Here is a 15,126-nt window from a genome sequence, read left to right as displayed (position 1 = left end):
AAAGGGGGCCGTCCACCCCAACACCTGCCGGTGACGGCTCTTCCGCGCCGCTCGAACCGCTCTAGCAGGTCGGGCGAATAGCGCACGATCCATCTGTGAATGGTCGCGTGATCGACCGAGATGCCGCGCGCAGCCATCATCTCTTCGAGATCGCGTAGACTGAGGCTAGAGGTAATAAGCGAGATACCACCGGACGCACAGAAGGATAACCGAGCGATCGAAATGTCTACCCTTGGACACCCGTTCCTCCGCTACTGAGACCGCCATCCCAATCGCCGAAACTCTGAAACGAAAAGTTTGCGACAAAGCCAAGCAAACAGGTCTCGCCTCGACAACACTGCGTCTGACGCGTCCAGCTCAAGTGCTCCCAAGACCCGAGCGGGCTCCACCTGGGCAGCAGCACTACGGTAAAGACAGCCTCGCAGCCCTCACCAGCGAAGCCGGTGAGACGCTCGTTTCTCCTCGAAACGGTGAATCCATTACCAGGATCAACGCACCAACCAACCCGATTGCCCCCATGTGAAAGGCGATCAGCGTCATTCCGAAGGCGTCCAGTTTATGGCGCCCGTTCATAATCATTGCGCCAATGATGAAGACGGCCAACACCCACCAGAACACCGAAGGCACACTCTTTGTAGCGATCTCGAGCCGGCTCTGGCGCAGATCTTCCAGCTTCTCCACGTAAGCTCGTAAGGCGCCGGCGGCCGCGGGATTGTCCGCTGCCACCATGTTGACCTGCGCGACGAGCGACGCCATGGCACGATCTGTTTCCTCTGCAAGCGAGGGCTCATACTGGGCGAGCGTCTCCCACTCTGCCGAGACCGCCGACCTGACATAGTCCTTAACGCGCTCACTCGCGGTTGACGCATCCTCGGTCCCCAAAGCCTGGAGGTCTCGGACAAGCCGCGTGATGACGGAAGCTTCCCGAAGCTCCGCGTCATCAGCCTTCCCGAGATTGGAGCGGACTTCCGTCAGCACCAGAGCAAGAACGAAAACGGAGAATGCCAGAAGGCTTCCATGAACCACATCGGCCAGTTTGCTGTGGCTCTCCAACGCCTCGTCGTAGGGTGAAAAAAGAAGCCGCCGCGAGACCTGGGCGAGAACAAGGGCGAGAACGGCGGTGCTGATCGCTCCCCCGACGAGAATGACCGCATCGCTGCTATGAGCGATCAGCTTGTATAGCCAGTCCATGATCTCCGCCGCCTCGGCAAGCAGTATAGCCAGTCATTCAGGTGCGAGGAAGACACTCGGTTCCATCTGCACGGCGAGCACTCTCAGGATCGGGCCGAAACGAGGTAGCGACTATGCGTTCGTTCGGGGCTGGCGCAACGCAGTGCAAATATCTGCACCGAGTCCGGAACCGAAGGTCCCGGTCTGTCACGAAGATCTGCTTAGGCCGACTTAAGCAGACCAAAGCGTTACCTCCGAGAAGTGCCAATTACTTCCGAGAAGTGCCAGGAGCGGACCTTCATTCTGTCGCCGGCCCTTACTCCATGAACGTGATGCGCCCGCTGGCGACATCGTGCATCGCCGCAACGATCTTGAGCTCATTCCGGGTGACCAGATCACGAAGGATCTGGCTGTCCTGCTGAAGCCCTTGGGCTGCCAACCTAGCATTTGTGGTCGCCACCTGCCGCACGAAGTCCTTGTTCTTCGAGGTGTGCTCGCCTGGAGCGTTCCTGTTCGCCTCGACCGCCGGCTTGATGCGCTGGAGCAGCTGGGTGAGCTTTCCGAGTTCCACGTCATCAATGGCGCCCTTGACCGCGCCGCACTCGCTGTGACCCAGCACGACGATCAGCTTCGCCCCCTCCAGCTTGGTCGCGAACTCGGCGCTGCCGACGACATCGTCCTCGGCGACATTGCCGGCAATGCGGGCACTGAAGATGTCGCCGATGCGCTGGTCGAACACCAGCTCTGGGGGCACGCGGGAGTCAATACAGCCAATGACGACTGCGAAGGGATACTGGCCGCTGGCGGTCGCCCTCACCTGGCTGAGGAGGTCGCAGTTGCGCATGTTCTGCGACAGGAAGCGGTCATTGCCGGCCTTGAGCTCCCTCAGGGCGTCATCGGGGCTCATGGCAGCTTGCCGCTCCTGCGTCGGCGCCGCGCATTGGTCCGCCGCAAAAGCCCTGCCGAAGGTTGCTGCGGTGCTGGCCAGGGCACCGGCGCAGCAGAAGTGCCGACGTGACAACATCTCAACCTCCCTTTCAATCTCCCTTTGCCCATCTGGCGCCGTGGCGGCCGGATTGATCCCACCCGCGACCCTCTTGCCCAGCCGCATGCCCCCGCCGAACCATCCGGTTGGGCATGACCTGGTCGGAGGGGGCAAGCATCACCACCAACCCCGACGTATCTCCTCGACTCCACAATCGATTTCCTGACAATCACCGGGATCGCCTGCCCGGACCGAAGACCCGAGCTGATGCGAAGGCTAGGCCGATATTGAGCCGGGAATGAGGTCGTCAGGATTGGTGCGTACCGCAAATTCGGCATCTGGTCGTTCGGTCGTGTGGGACAGACCCGTGAAAGCGGGGAGCCCCCAATGGGGACCAGAGGTCAGCGTGCCGAACTTCCTCACGATCTGCAGCCTGTCGTGCTTGTGATGGTGGGTGATCCTGGTTGTGTGCACAGATGGTCGACAACAATCCAAATGTCTCTTGCGGGTCAAAGTAAGAAATTCAGGCGTGCCGAATGAAGGTCTGCTTACGGCGGGAGAACAGGCCTATCGGGATGAATGGCAGCCTGATCGGCGACAGCAATGCGATGGAGCCGAGATTGGGCGGAGAGCTCGCTGGGACTCGAACCCAGGACCCTCTGACTGAAAGTCAGATGGTGCATTCTTGCTGATCTGACGTTGACCCGGGCCAGCCTCGCCTCTGTCCGTCCAGGTGGATCAGCCTTTACTGAGCTTGCGGCTGAAGGGAAATCCCGGCGGGCACCTTGAGCTCGCCCTCACCGTCCTCAAGGTCAGTGAAGTGGCTGTCTCTGGGAATAACCAGCCCCTCCCCGATCCGGGGCAACTTGGTCAAAGCTCCGCAGGTGATCGCTGCCCTCACGCCGGATGCCGTCTCAACTCCGATCAGCTTGGCCCGAGACTGCCCTCGCGCATGGATGGTGCCGGCGATCTCCATGTGCTGGTCGGGAAAGCGCCAAGTAAAGCGGTCTGCCTTCTGCTCCCAGCGTCCGGGCCACTCACCCTCTTTCATGTTCGAGGCATCGAAGATGTAGGGGCTGACTTCGCCCTCCTGGATCTCCCCGCCGCCGACACCGCCCCCGGGATAGAAGGTGATCACAAACCGGGACTTGTCGGATGCCCGGGTGCACTGCCACAGGGAGCCAGCAAGGCTTGCACCGTCGGCAGAAGCTCCCGCCGAGAGGAGGGCGAGCACAAGGCTCATGCCGAGAACTGCTCTCATGGTCCTAATCCGGTGTGACAGAACCAGACTGATAGCCTGAAGACGTTACCGAACCGCTGTGGCCGATCGCACCCATAGGAGGGTTTCACGGTTTTAGCGTGATTCATGCTCGACCGCGCGTCATATCGGTGAGCATCCAGACGATGGGCTGGACGTTCGCTTCGGGCAGCTCTGCCGTAATCGTAGCGCCAACCTCGGAGAAACTCTCCTTGCTGATCCGCACGCCGGCAGTGCCGGTAAGCCGCGCCTTGACCAAGGCAAGATCGGATAAGGATACGACAATGGCGGCTTCACGAACGGCTACGCTCTCGATCGGTCTCCAGCCCGGAGGCATTCAGCGGCGGTGCCACCAATAGGCCCGGACGAGACTGCCGCTCCCAAAGAGAGCGCCGCCAAACCGGCGGGTCACGACAGCAGCGACATTGTCGAGAAGCAGCCGATCAATACCTGCAGGATCGGCTTGCCGGCCATGCCGCTGGGCTCACGATCATCGCCGCCACCTATAGCTCTGACCCACCAGGCCCAGCAGTTGTGGTTGGCTCCTGGATCGGAGTGCGCGGCAATGAAGTCCTTCGCGGCCTTCCTGGTCTTCGCTTGTCTTGGCAGTGGCATCGCAGCACCACTCGCGGTTTACTACTTGGGTCCACGCGCAGATTCCCCAGGACCGAGAGGGATGCCGGGCTGAGGCCGAACCTCCTCGTGCGACTGATGTTGCACCCGGGTGGATCGCAACAGATGGGGTGATCCGCCACGGCACCCAGGTCGATTGGGGACACGTCCCCTATTGCTGGAGACCCGGATAGGCCCATACCCCCGAGACCCGCATGAGGTCCCGGTAGATCACCAGGCGCTCGTCCTGCGAGACCTTGGCCGCCTCTTCCACAGAGGGAGCGTCCAGCGCCACCACAGGTACGATCCGGGTATCAAGATCGTATTGCCGGAACGCCTCTTCGAGCAGGGTGCGGGCCCGCCGCATGTGGCTGGCACTCGTCACCAGAATGACCGCGTCTGCTGTGTGGCGCTTCAGGAGATTGGCCACATTCAGCACGTTTCCCACCGTGTCCTTGGACTTGTCCTCGATCAGAATGCGGTCGCGGTCGACCGCCTTGTCGACCAGCCATTTGGTCATCACATCACCTTCCGTGACGCCAGCCTGAGGCTGCCCGCCTGTGACCATGATGCGGGCGGATGGATTGGCCTGGGCAGCCTTCAGTGCCACGTCCAAACGGTCGAGCAGTGGCTTCTCGGGCGTGCCGTCCTTGGCCAGCGCATAGCCGAGCGCTACAATCATGACCTTACCCGGGATGGTCGGCACATCCACGTTGGGGCGCTCGGTCATGATCGCTTCAGCCCGAACAAAGCGTTGGCGGTAGGCTTCCGCGCGGGTGCGATCGAGACCTGCCATAGCCTGGTCGGCAAGCGTCGCCATGGTTTGATTGCCTTCGATCCGGGCGAGCGCCGCAAGCCAAGCGTAGGCGTCAAAGGAGGCAGGATCCCGTGCCAGGATATCCTCGTAGGTCGCACGGGCACCGGCGACGTTCTTCTGCAGAATCTGGGACGATGCTACGGCGTAGCGGAAATCCAGACGGTGAGGGGCTAGAGCTGAGGCCTCTGCAAAAGCCTTCTCCACCACGTCATAGCGACCGTGGAGGGTGATGCCCTTGAATACCTCGGCCTCGGCTTTCTTCACATCGCCACCGGACCAGTAGTATTGCATGCCGGTGTCGACGAGGGTCTTGATCCGATCGGCGGTGCCCTCGTCAAGGGCATAGGTTGGAAGGGAGGAGCACGCTGTCAGGACGGCGGCCGCGCCAAGAACTGCGATCTTCCGCATAGGGCTGATCTCCGGGGTTGCCTCGGCAATTGAGGCTGAACCGTGTGACATGTCTGTGTCAACCGCGTGGACGGCGAATCTGCAAGGGCAGGTCTCTCTTGGAGCATCGGGGCGTGGAGCGACCTTCGCCGACAGTCCGGGACTGACTTGCGTTCCATGTCACGTACAGCGCTCTTGAGCCCCAGGCACCGGAGCAATGTCGTCCAGCGCCAGCAAGAGTGGTGGACTCTTAATCAGCGGGTCCAAGGTTCGAGTCCTTGTACACCCACCAAAATACTGGAAGAAAAACCAGAAGCTTGGATAATTCGCGCGCCTTAGCAGAGTGTGCATCGGTGCCTCGGGGAACGCCTGGGGTAACAAACTTGCCGCAGGAGGTCTCGATCCCTCCAGCTCCCCGATATCGATCCATTCCCGTACTGGCCGTTTCCCTGAACGTGCCGTCAGGTAACACAGAGGGTTACAGCAGGCCCAACTGGAGACAGGGTACCGCACTCGGATGATGGCAATCGCTCGATCGGGAACTCGGCTGGATAGAGCGTTGCCCAGAAGGTACGGGTCACACCTTCGAATCATGTCGGGTGCGCCATCATTCTCAATGGCTTAGCTGTCGCGCTCGACTCACCTGACAGGGGATGGGTAAGCAAGCGAAGCCATTTCGCGTGTTCTAGCTGTGGCTTTCGTCCTTTAGTCGTTGTGGCGCATTGTCCTCAAAATGGAGGGCACCGTGATTCGCTTCGCCGCCGTTATTAGCTGCTTGCAAGTAATCTGCTCGCCTGCTCTCGCACTTGAGCAACCGACCGTATGGCGCGACCCGGAGACAGGCTGTGCCTATCTACTCACCCCGCAAGGCGGGGTCGCCCCACGCTTGCGGCGGGATGGCACCGCCGACTGCCCCGATGCCAGTGCAAGCTCTCGCTTTGTTGATGATACCATGCGCGGGCTCTCGCGGGGGCTTGAAACATTGCAGCGTGAGTTGGAGGGCCTAAGGGAACGCCTCCGCAAAGAAACGCCGGCTGAACGGCTGGAGGAGAAAACCTAAATTAAACGCTCCTGGCATAGCGACAAGGAACTCTGCAGACGCTTCGCGGTTCTCCTGATCCGAAAAGGGAGCGCTCATGATCCTGCAGAACACCACCTACACAGGCACAATCCGGCATCGCGCCGAGGATGACCTTTTTCACTTTGACCGTTCCCGAGCTCCCAAGCCCACGGGGTGTGACACAGGCCTATTCAGCGGTAAAGCCTCAGCTCGACATTGGGTCGTCAGCATGCGCCCGCGTTGGCTGGTCAATCCAGCGCAGCCCCTCGTCCGCTCCCGTTGCGGGGAATGAAAAGTGTATAGCTTTTTCTGAACGGCTGCCTGCAGCCCCGCTTGCCTTGAGCTCCACAAGGAAGAGCGCCTGTTCGGCTGGCGCTCTAGCAGGGTGGCCACTGCGATCGATTCATTGAACCGACCGTGCCAAGATAAGCACGCAGTGAGCGGATCAATCTGTCAGACGGACGGTGTTGTCCTTGCACACATCGAACTCGTCCATCTGGATGGAGGCTTCGTCGGGGAAGCTCGCGGCGATAGCCACTTGGCAACCCGTCATCTTCGGCAGTTTGAGAGTGGTCTTTGCCTGAGGGGCTAGGGGCTTTTTGATCCTCACAGTTTGCCCATTGGCACCGACAGCGAGATCAGTCGCAGGTACCTCGCGAGCGTTGGTGATGACCAGCGCAGTAGCAGGCTTGGGCTTGGATGGCGCCGCAATGGCATGGCTTGCAACAAGCAGGAGGCCGGTAGCAGTCACGATGCGGAAAATCATGGTATTTCCTTCTCTGTACCGTTTGATGTGCGCAATGTATGCGAGGGCATTTTCAAGGCCCTCACCAATAAGACCGTCTTTCTGAAGACTGCTGACGGTCCCGGTCAATTTGGCCCAGGTCTGCTGCGTTCAGTGACAGGGCCCATCGAAGAAAGAGCGCCACACACTTGGCGCTCAAGGTAGGCCGCCTTTCACGGCCGGTTCCAGGGAGAACGATGACCGTGCCAACTCGGCACAGGAGAAGGCTGCGCCCGAAAAGCTAACAAATCGTAAGTTGGAATGACTTGATGTCGCCGGAATGAAAGCTGCCTAATCAGATTCTGCCGTAGAACTTCAGCATCCGCTCAGTGCACTCGACCACAAGCCCCTTTTCTTCCGAGGTCACGACCTATCCCGGAAACCTGCCCTTTGCCTGACCTCCCATGCTTCGCGGTCATCCTGCTAAGCGGGGGCAAGGCCTACTGTCCGGGGACACACATCTCGGCTGCCGGCATTTTGGCTCGTACCCGCTGTAACCTTTGTAACCCAAACAATATCAGCCACTTAGTGGTTACATGGCTTTGTAACGCTTGTACCCGGCCCAATGAGGCAAGTCGCCGGTCAAGATAAAGCCTAAAATCGGGGCTTCTCTTGCATAACCGAAACGAGAGTGTCCGCCATGGCCGATCCCAAGCCGTGTGAAGACTGCCAGAAGCTTGTTGCGCGGAACAGGAAAGAAGAGAGGCCGCACGACACCTTGGAATGGGTGGGAGATAAACTCGATATCGGAAGTCCTGTGGCCGATATTGGACGCGAGGCTGAATACCAGTGCGTCATCTGCGGCTCTATTCTTGTCCGCTCGGCGGTCGGGATGAGCCTAGGTTGGCGTTTCGGGTAATCAGCGCCATCATGGCCTGTCATCGAAGGCCAATAGATCCGACGGTGAGGCCGATGAGCTTTGGGAAGCCGGGATTGTATGGAAGAAAGTCCGGTGCGCTCCAACTGCTCAAGCCAGAGCGTTTTCTGCTCAAGTGAATTGCTCCATTCGCTTCTTTCGTAAGGCAATCTGTCAACCATAACACTTCTAACCCGGGTCCTGCGGCGTCGCCACGTAAACTCAGGCATGAAATCGAGCGGTGTCGATGGTCCGACATGACCAGGCCCATCAACTACAAACGCCATCGCTTGCCGCCTGAGATCATCGCTCACGCAGTCTGGTTATGTTTCTGATTTCCACTGAGCCTGCGCCTGGTTGAGGAGATGCTGCTGGAGCACGGCATTGTCGTCTCTACGCTTGCTGAAGCGTTCGGTGAAGAAGCAGGGCTGCCCGCCGTGGCGGATGATCACGGACGAGCTGGGCTCCTATGCGGCCACCCGACACCAGATCATGCCGGCCTTTGAGCACCGTTCGCACAAAGGCCTGAACAACCGCGCGGAGAATTCGCATCTGCCGCTGCGCCGGCAAGAACTTGCGATGCAGGACTTTCGATCAGCGGGAGATGCAGCGGTTCACCACAGTCTCTCAGCTGTCCGCAATTCCTTCGTCCCATCCCGCTCTCGCCGCTCTGCCCTTGTCATCCATCTTCACCGTCTCGACGCCATGGCGGAATGGAAAGCTGTGGCCTGTGTTGTCGCCTGAACCTATCAGGCAGTTGAATTCACCTCAGCACGCCCAACGCCGGTTAACGTGACATCGCCTGCCGAAGGGTTGGCGTGAAGGGGTGAAGGGAGGGCTAAAGGGCCTCTGGAGCGCACGCCAAGCGCCCTCAAGGGGTTCGCCTATCTGAGACCGTCTGCCCAAGAATATCTCAGCATCTGCTCATAGCACTCGACAGCACTGCTGTGTCTTGGCTTCATTCCGTCATCTGCAGCTACGAAGCCGATTGCGCAGGTATCTCAGCGGGGCTCGACGCTTCAGTCAGCCTCGCGAGAATGAGCGCCTCTTCCCGTAGTGCAGACGGCACTTTCATAGGGGCTTTGTCCATGACTGCATAAGCCAGTGCGATCCGCTCGGCAGCCAGGATATAGAGGTTGGGGATTTCACACTCTCCCCACTCGAACGCCTGATACTTTCGGGTATTCAGTTCGAGGAGGTGCGCCATCGCTGGCTGTGTGAATCCGAGATGCTTTCGGATCTCAGTCAGTTCGCTGGCTCGGTCCAGGTTGATCATAGCAGCCCCAAAGTACGTCAAGGCGAGAGAACGCGGATCAACCCGGCGTGTCCATTAGGCCAAAAGGCCTATCCGACGCTCCAATTCCTTGATGTCAGCAACTTGAGGCGCGGTGGAGCAAGACCTCTTGCGGGGGGCGTTCTGCCATCGTCTTGTGAATGACCTGAATGACCTCGTTCATCCGGTAAAGCTTTGGCATGTAACGTACCTCCGGAGCCACTCCGCTGAATCTGGATGGCAGCTTGCCTGAAACGACAATCCCCGCAATTTCCGGATAGCTCGTTTTGGCGGTGTGGGACAGATCCAAGCCGGTCAACTGACCGGGCATATCAGCGTCTGTGAAGAGCACGTTCACGTCGTCACAAGCGGTGAGAACGGTCACGGCATAACGGGCGGACGGAGCGTCGATCAGTTCGAAGCCTTCCTCCTCGACGAGGAGGACAATGTGGCGCGCAACCATGACAGCAGGATCCGACATGGGCGCGAAAAGCAGGATGGTTGTCCGATAGGGTTAAAGCCCGACTTCGGGGACAGTGGTCCTGGTTTCGAGGCTGCGTCCTTCGGCCATCAGCGTCACAACGGGCATACAGGTCTACGAGCGTCGCAACCTCCAAGCTGCCATCACCATGCGCGCCAGCGGCAAGACGGTGAGGCCCGCCAGCGAGCCTGCTACGACGATAATGAGAAGAGTCGTCACTGGAGTCCCTTCATGGTGTGCTCTTACGGGCATCTGGGAGAGGAACAGGCATTAGCCGAGGAAGCGGTATCCCGCGTGTCGTTGTGCCTGAATCGGGTCGTAACCGAGGCCCTGGCGCAATTTCTTGCGCAACTTGCTCACGTGCCCTTCGACCACACTCGCTTCCAATCCGTCAGAGGCATCGTAGATCGTGCGGTAAATCTGGCCTTTGCTGACCCAGCGGCCGCGGTGGCGCACGAGGTGTTCGAGGATATGACGCTCCCGGCGCGGCAGGGGCAGGCTGATGCCGTCGATTCTAGGGTCTCGCCCGTCAAAGTAGACTTTGAGACGCTCCTCTCCAGTCCCCGTTGCTTGGCCATTATTGATACGGCGCCAGATGGCTTCTGAGCGGGCCAGGATTTCGCGGATGTGAACGGGCTGGCGCACGACATCGTCGAACCGGGCTGAGAACAGGTCGAGGGTCTGCTCCAGAGAGCGGGCTTCGCACAAGGCGATAACCGGTGCCTGGGAGTGCCGGCGGATCGTTGCAGCAGTGACGATGCGGTCATCGCTCTCGCCGAGCAGAAAACCCTGCACCTGGTCCAGAGCGCGGCTCGCATTCGCCTGGAGCCAGTCGCGAAACTCTCCCGAGGACAACCCCAATGACGGGATGCGTTCCTGGTCAAAATTTGCGACGTATCCGGCCGTAACCATCGGCCGGTCATCCACGACAACATACATTGTTATGCCCCCCAAAGGCTATTCTGAAGATCACAATGCCGCTGTGCTGCCGATCAACACTTGTATTTATTTTATGACAGAGGCCTTCGGCACCTGGATACGCAACGTGGTGAGGACTTTGACAAAGTCTCTCTGGGCGACTGCCTCGTTGTTTTCGAATCAAACGGCTCTATGACTTTTGTCCTTGTTAATTTAGCGCTTGGATTCGGGTCCACTCAGCCAAACGGCCTAGATCATTTGGCAGAAGCGGTAGACCAAGACGGGGGTAAAACCGGCAACAGTAACGCACGTTCTGCGTCCCCACCCACAGGCCCTGCTGTGGCCTATGTGGTTTTTGATGAACATTGCCAATGTAGGTGTGTACCGGCTGTCGCTTCCCCGATCCGGCTTGTCCTCGTCGAAACAGGTGGATTGCGGCCCTGCCTTCTCGACCACGCGCGCCACACTGGCGGCCAAGTCTGCCGTGAGTGCCACCTGTCGCTGAGCCGAACGCATGACCCTGCTCCGCTTGATGGTGTCGATAATGAACTGGCGATGCGCGCGCCACTCCCAGAGGTCCTGTTGCAGCTTGAGCAGGCATTCCTCAGCCAAGGCCGTATCGTGGCGTGGCCGCTCTGGATCATCCACTCGATGAGACGAAGCTGTTCGGCCAAACGTTTGTTGTCCTCGGCGATATGCTGATCAGCCAGAGCGAGGTATTCGCGTTCTTGCCGTAGGTCTGGCACGCATTGCCAATCATGCGCTCAATCGAGCGTGCGAGCCACAACTTTTGCGTAAGCCCTTTGTGAATGGCCAAGCCACAGCAATAAAATAGAGTGCAGTAATGTAGGTTAAGGCGCTTTCGGGCAAGCCGACGTATGCTGTTGATCACAACCAAGCCAGAAGCTGGCAGCCGTCAGACACCTCATGAGGTGGTCCTTAAGCAGTAAGCGGGAGGGAGGCCGGATGCCCCATAATAAAGAAATCGGACCGCGTTCCACCAAGGATGTCCATTTGACCTCACGAACCTGGACGGTGCTACAGAGGAAGAACGTAAAGGCCAGACTCGAGACAGCAGGCGTGGCCACAGGGAAAGTCGCTGATGTGCCGTCCCTGGCAGAGCAGTCTCCCGATCAGGTCCAGTTCGTTAGTCCGTGGGCTGCATAACTCGCTCCAGCCCTTTATTGAACAGGTCCGGTGGTCTGCTGTCACTCCTGACGCCAGTCTTTGAGCTTCCGAAGTTTCAAAACTGGTGCGGAGGTGCGAGGTCCCTGCGGTCTGGCCTTGTAGTCCTCGGGTGTTGAGAATGGCCATGGCCTGGGCAACCGTGTCTTCAACCCGCCGTGCAGACCCGAACATTGGCAACCTCAACGTCCTGGCTCTCCTATCAAAAAGGGAAGAGGCAATCATCTGGCAGCGACGAACGGCACCTTGCCATTCTCGTCCGTCACCACCGTGATCTGGTCGGGCTGAAGCTCTGCAATGATGTCCGCCCACACCTCTGCGGCCCAGTCTGCGTCAGGGGTCAGCTTGAGGTCTGGCAACGCAACTCCAGTGCCATCCTATATTATCCTGTCATTGATATGATGGTGAAAGGAATAGCGCGGCATGGCGACCCTGTTCATATCAAACCATTCTCTGCACGCCTGCGTGTCTCCGCCATCAACTGAGTTAAATTGTTCGCGCTGGACCGGCTGCTGCTCTGAAAACTTGCTGTCATGTTTGACTCAGGTAATGGGAGCCCCCATCCAACGGCGTATTTTAAAGGCGTATATGGACGCATACTCCTCCCGAAATCTGAGGATCACTCCTGATCCTGCTCCCTCTGCGGCAGACGCTAAGGAGGAAGCTTCTTTCTGGAAGAAGAGGGTTCGGGTTCTCTCGTGCGAGGCGGCAGCCTGTCGCATGGAGTGACGAGCGCTCCGGCGCTTCGAGTGTGATCCGTCACAACCGCTTCCTGCTGACGAAGCCTGGTACGCCAAGCGAACGGAAGTTCGTCAATCTGACTGCCTGGCCGCCCCGTTCGACCGGGCTCATGTGCTTGCCTAACCCTCAGCAATTGCGATCGGCCAAGGCCGTTGAGGAGATCGGTACCGTGGCTCGGCGCCTGTGGGCACTTCTCTGGTTACTGTAACGAAGCCGAAGAAAGTGCGCCATGAATGGCTTCGAACGCCATGGGAGGCATCGGCTGATCGCTCCGGAAACGGTAGGCGAGGAGGTCGAGGCTATGGACGCCATCCTGGCTGCCAGCTGGCGGGCGCTCTCGACGATCGCATTTGTGCTGCCTGCAAGGACGCTCGGATGACCCACGACCTCACCTGCAGAGGGACAGTAACGAATGCGCATGTCGCCAAGACGGGCAGAACCGCCTCCGGACGTGTGCTGGAGACCTGAAAAATAGATTGCTGAAGCAGTTCGTAACAGCACGCCACTATTTGGGCCGATGTTGGGGCCATTCCATCCCGGGTCAAGTTTTCAGCATAGAAGACAAATACTTACCGCAGAAGATTGGCGGAGAGGGGAAGATTCGAACTTCCGATATGGTTGCCCGTATGCCGCATTTCGAGTGCGGTGCATTCAACCACTCTGCCACCTCTCCAGGGTGCGAAGGCCCTCGGGCCCGCTGGTTGAGGCGGGGTGGATGAGACCCTCTTGCGCATAAGCTTTCTGTCATTCTAGGTCTGAGTGCGCCGCTGCAGCGCCGCGAGTGTTAGCAATCTACCGCCTAGCGGCCAACTCTGGGAAGTTGAGCCATGCTCCGAGTGAGCAGGACAATTCATTTTTGCATCAGTCCTCCCCACTTAATATATTGCCAAGCTAAAGGCTGGGTAGCGTAGCGCGCCTCAACTTCAAACAACATTGCCTGAGAACCACGCCGAACGTCTTTAAGCCACCCATCGCAGGCTACCCCTTTTGCTCTATCAGCGGGATTAACCCTTGTTCTCTGTGCCGGTTACGGTCGGAGGTGGAACCTGAACTTAGACTACCCGTTCGCAGGTTGCGGCAGGCTGATGACGTTTGAGCCGTCCCGAATAAGTCCTGGCCGCGACATTGGAGGTTGCCATGGCGGCAACAAATGGCGCTGGCAGCATCAAGCTGCCAACGGATGACGAGTTTTTTGCACTCGTCGATGCGGACCCCGGCAAAACGCTGCAGGACTACGCCTTTAAGACTGGCTTGCCCGGTTACCCTAGGTCGTTGCTCCTGCGCCGTATTAGGCCGTTGCTCCGTGAAGGTGGATCGCGTCGTCACTACGTCACGAGTGGCAAGATCCGACCTAAGGTCCTGCACCCGAGGCCGGAAGTGGTGCCGCAGGAATTCGTTGGCGTTGACTTCCCTGCGGTCGAGGTGACGACCCCGAAGCCAAGAGATCCAACCGGAATGGAGGCGATCTTTGACACCTCCTTGCGGGATGAGGTCGAAAACGCCATCGCGGATGGCGTCGAGAAAGAGACGGCGATCAGTGTGGCCCTACGGGTCCGGCCGCCATCCGAAGCTCGCAACCATCTCAAATCGATGCGAATGGCGCTCCAACGTAAGGCGCATGAGGTGGATGTCCTCAAGGCCAAGAACGACGGGTTAGAGAAGACGGTTACCTCACTCGAGAAATTGAGTGAGATTACCGAAGCATGGAAGGAGGAGTTCAAAGCGCGGATCGAAGCCGAGACGCGCCTGCAACTCTTGGGCGCAGTGGACGAGCAGTCGCGTCCATCGCAGCGCCGCGCGTCTTAACCCGGTTCACAACGGAGGTCCCCGCCTTGTGCGGGGACCTTTCGCCTTGGGAGTGCTCCACATGGACGACAAAATTAACAAGTTGCTGCGCATGGGGTGCTCGGCTCCGAGCGCCGAAAGGGAAAATGCCCGAACAGCTTTCTGGGGTATCATTGATGCGGCCAAGCTTGGGCCGCACGACGTGGTTCTACTGCGGCGTGACCAAGCCGATAATCAACAGCTCCTCACGCTAGAGATAATTAAGGAAAATCGCGCGTTGCACGACAAAATCGCCGAGCTGATGCGTGATAAGAACCGGCTTCAGGCGATCCTCATGGAATACGGCCATGAGGATCGCCAGCAGGAATTCGATGCCAAGCAAATCGACCGGACATTGCCAAAGGTGAAATCCTTCGTCAGGCAGGCATTGCTGATGCGGCAGCGGCTGGACCTCTGGCTAGTGGCTCACGGGACTGACCGCAACTTCGTTCGGGATACCTGCCGTATGACCGGGCTGAGCAAGGACACCATCCACCGCGCCAAACGGCGCGGGACGGTTATAGACACGGAGATACTGAAGCGGCTTATAGGTGGTCCTCTCGACAATGCAGCCGACCTCGACGCGCTGTGCGGCCCTGCCGGCAATCGCGGCTTGTCGGTTGAGGAGCAGCGGGCCTACGTCGAGCGGAAGCTGGAGGAGGCTGCCGGGTTGCGGGCTGCATAGATCAGGAATCTCGGCGCATGGAGTGGCAGTGTGGTGTCGCAACGGCTCGTCTCGAGGGGCTCCACAATGTCAACCTTTGGGTTCTTGGAT

At 59.0% G+C, this 15,126-nt stretch carries 16 protein-coding genes, 1 tRNA gene and 2 pseudogenes; 5 read left to right on the top strand and 14 right to left on the bottom strand.

Annotated features, from left to right (window positions below; translation table 11 throughout):
- From AA309_RS33425 to AA309_RS22855, 8 genes and pseudogenes are all read right to left on the bottom strand, one after another.
- Positions 1-240, bottom strand: a pseudogene (locus tag AA309_RS33425) (hypothetical protein); the annotation flags it as partial.
- Positions 241-402: 162 nt separating this feature from the next.
- Positions 403-1,191, bottom strand: coding sequence for a bestrophin-like domain (locus AA309_RS22885; RefSeq protein ID WP_047191331.1), 789 nt, complete (start codon positions 1,189-1,191; stop codon positions 403-405).
- Between the two features lie 295 nt (positions 1,192-1,486).
- Complete coding sequence (locus AA309_RS22880) at positions 1,487-2,194, bottom strand: carbonic anhydrase family protein (protein ID WP_084731546.1); 708 nt, start codon at positions 2,192-2,194, stop codon at positions 1,487-1,489.
- A 706-nt stretch (positions 2,195-2,900) separates the two neighbouring features.
- Positions 2,901-3,416 (bottom strand): hypothetical protein, encoded by a 516-nt coding sequence (locus AA309_RS22875; protein WP_084731538.1) that lies wholly within the window; start codon positions 3,414-3,416, stop codon positions 2,901-2,903.
- A 103-nt stretch (positions 3,417-3,519) separates the two neighbouring features.
- Positions 3,520-3,750 (bottom strand): DUF1949 domain-containing protein, encoded by a 231-nt coding sequence (locus AA309_RS36750; RefSeq protein WP_052954940.1) that lies wholly within the window; start codon positions 3,748-3,750, stop codon positions 3,520-3,522.
- Between the two features lie 71 nt (positions 3,751-3,821).
- A complete protein-coding gene (locus AA309_RS36745) occupies positions 3,822-4,028 on the bottom strand; it encodes a YigZ family protein (protein ID WP_052954939.1) in 207 nt (68 codons plus the stop codon).
- A gap of 169 nt (positions 4,029-4,197) precedes the next feature.
- Complete coding sequence (locus AA309_RS22865; RefSeq protein ID WP_047191329.1) at positions 4,198-5,250, bottom strand: YdcF family protein; 1,053 nt, start codon at positions 5,248-5,250, stop codon at positions 4,198-4,200.
- Positions 5,251-6,734: 1,484 nt separating this feature from the next.
- Entirely contained in the window at positions 6,735-7,055 is a 321-nt protein-coding gene (locus AA309_RS22855; protein ID WP_047191327.1) for a hypothetical protein, read from the bottom strand.
- 658 nt (positions 7,056-7,713) lie between these two features.
- Here AA309_RS22855 and AA309_RS22850 point away from each other — a divergent pair.
- Together AA309_RS22850 and AA309_RS22845 are read left to right on the top strand one after the other, a co-directional pair.
- Positions 7,714-7,932: a hypothetical protein gene (locus AA309_RS22850; RefSeq protein ID WP_047191326.1), complete on the top strand. Its 219-nt coding sequence runs from the start codon at positions 7,714-7,716 to the stop codon at positions 7,930-7,932.
- Between the two features lie 230 nt (positions 7,933-8,162).
- Positions 8,163-8,673, top strand: a pseudogene (locus AA309_RS22845) (DDE-type integrase/transposase/recombinase).
- A 232-nt stretch (positions 8,674-8,905) separates the two neighbouring features.
- On the opposite strand, the gene AA309_RS22840 reads toward AA309_RS22845, so the two are convergent.
- From AA309_RS22840 to AA309_RS35425, 5 genes are all read right to left on the bottom strand, one after another.
- Positions 8,906-9,205 carry a transcriptional regulator gene (locus AA309_RS22840; RefSeq protein WP_084731544.1) on the bottom strand — a complete coding sequence of 100 codons (300 nt, stop codon included), beginning with the start codon at positions 9,203-9,205 and terminating at the stop codon, positions 8,906-8,908.
- A gap of 94 nt (positions 9,206-9,299) precedes the next feature.
- A complete protein-coding gene (locus tag AA309_RS32415; RefSeq protein WP_150117702.1) occupies positions 9,300-9,665 on the bottom strand; it encodes a response regulator in 366 nt (121 codons plus the stop codon).
- Positions 9,666-9,953: 288 nt separating this feature from the next.
- On the bottom strand, positions 9,954-10,622 hold the full coding sequence (locus AA309_RS22830) for a response regulator transcription factor (RefSeq protein ID WP_047191324.1): 669 nt from the start codon (positions 10,620-10,622) through the stop codon (positions 9,954-9,956).
- Positions 10,623-10,850: 228 nt separating this feature from the next.
- Positions 10,851-11,213 carry a hypothetical protein gene (locus AA309_RS22825; protein WP_047191323.1) on the bottom strand — a complete coding sequence of 121 codons (363 nt, stop codon included), beginning with the start codon at positions 11,211-11,213 and terminating at the stop codon, positions 10,851-10,853.
- Between the two features lie 794 nt (positions 11,214-12,007).
- Positions 12,008-12,145: a hypothetical protein gene (locus tag AA309_RS35425; protein WP_160310526.1), complete on the bottom strand. Its 138-nt coding sequence runs from the start codon at positions 12,143-12,145 to the stop codon at positions 12,008-12,010.
- A 611-nt stretch (positions 12,146-12,756) separates the two neighbouring features.
- On the opposite strand from AA309_RS35425, the gene AA309_RS37485 reads away from it, so the two are divergent.
- On the top strand, positions 12,757-12,906 hold the full coding sequence (locus AA309_RS37485) for a hypothetical protein (protein WP_160310525.1): 150 nt from the start codon (positions 12,757-12,759) through the stop codon (positions 12,904-12,906).
- Between the two features lie 204 nt (positions 12,907-13,110).
- On the opposite strand, the gene AA309_RS22820 is transcribed toward AA309_RS37485, so the two are convergent.
- Positions 13,111-13,200 (bottom strand) — tRNA-Ser (locus AA309_RS22820).
- Positions 13,201-13,664: 464 nt separating this feature from the next.
- Between AA309_RS22820 and AA309_RS22815 the strand changes: the two genes are divergently transcribed.
- Together AA309_RS22815 and AA309_RS22810 are read left to right on the top strand one after the other, a co-directional pair.
- The gene (locus tag AA309_RS22815; protein ID WP_047191322.1) at positions 13,665-14,333 is read left to right on the top strand and encodes a hypothetical protein; all 669 of its coding nucleotides are present in this window, start codon (positions 13,665-13,667) and stop codon (positions 14,331-14,333) included.
- 61 nt (positions 14,334-14,394) lie between these two features.
- A complete protein-coding gene (locus AA309_RS22810; protein WP_047191321.1) occupies positions 14,395-15,036 on the top strand; it encodes a hypothetical protein in 642 nt (213 codons plus the stop codon).
- Positions 15,037-15,126: the final 90 nt, after the last annotated feature.

The organism is Microvirga vignae, assembly GCF_001017175.1.
In the GTDB taxonomy this organism is placed as follows: Bacteria; Pseudomonadota; Alphaproteobacteria; order Rhizobiales; family Beijerinckiaceae; genus Microvirga; species Microvirga vignae.
Note: the sequence above shows the minus strand (reverse complement) of the source record. Positions and strands in the feature narration are given on the sequence as shown.

Coding starts and splice junctions, on each gene's coding strand:
- AA309_RS22885 (WP_047191331.1), bottom strand. CDS start 1,191: ATGGACTGGCTATACAAGCTGATCGCTCATAGCAGCGATGCGGTCATT.
- AA309_RS22880 (WP_084731546.1), bottom strand. CDS start 2,194: ATGTTGTCACGTCGGCACTTCTGCTGCGCCGGTGCCCTGGCCAGCACC.
- AA309_RS22875 (WP_084731538.1), bottom strand. CDS start 3,416: ATGAGAGCAGTTCTCGGCATGAGCCTTGTGCTCGCCCTCCTCTCGGCG.
- AA309_RS36750 (WP_052954940.1), bottom strand. CDS start 3,750: ATGCCTCCGGGCTGGAGACCGATCGAGAGCGTAGCCGTTCGTGAAGCC.
- AA309_RS36745 (WP_052954939.1), bottom strand. CDS start 4,028: ATGCCACTGCCAAGACAAGCGAAGACCAGGAAGGCCGCGAAGGACTTC.
- AA309_RS22865 (WP_047191329.1), bottom strand. CDS start 5,250: ATGCGGAAGATCGCAGTTCTTGGCGCGGCCGCCGTCCTGACAGCGTGC.
- AA309_RS22855 (WP_047191327.1), bottom strand. CDS start 7,055: ATGATTTTCCGCATCGTGACTGCTACCGGCCTCCTGCTTGTTGCAAGC.
- AA309_RS22850 (WP_047191326.1), top strand. CDS start 7,714: ATGGCCGATCCCAAGCCGTGTGAAGACTGCCAGAAGCTTGTTGCGCGG.
- AA309_RS22840 (WP_084731544.1), bottom strand. CDS start 9,205: ATGATCAACCTGGACCGAGCCAGCGAACTGACTGAGATCCGAAAGCAT.
- AA309_RS32415 (WP_150117702.1), bottom strand. CDS start 9,665: ATGGTTGCGCGCCACATTGTCCTCCTCGTCGAGGAGGAAGGCTTCGAA.
- AA309_RS22830 (WP_047191324.1), bottom strand. CDS start 10,622: ATGTATGTTGTCGTGGATGACCGGCCGATGGTTACGGCCGGATACGTC.
- AA309_RS37485 (WP_160310525.1), top strand. CDS start 12,757: ATGAATGGCTTCGAACGCCATGGGAGGCATCGGCTGATCGCTCCGGAA.
- AA309_RS22815 (WP_047191322.1), top strand. CDS start 13,665: ATGGCGGCAACAAATGGCGCTGGCAGCATCAAGCTGCCAACGGATGAC.
- AA309_RS22810 (WP_047191321.1), top strand. CDS start 14,395: ATGGACGACAAAATTAACAAGTTGCTGCGCATGGGGTGCTCGGCTCCG.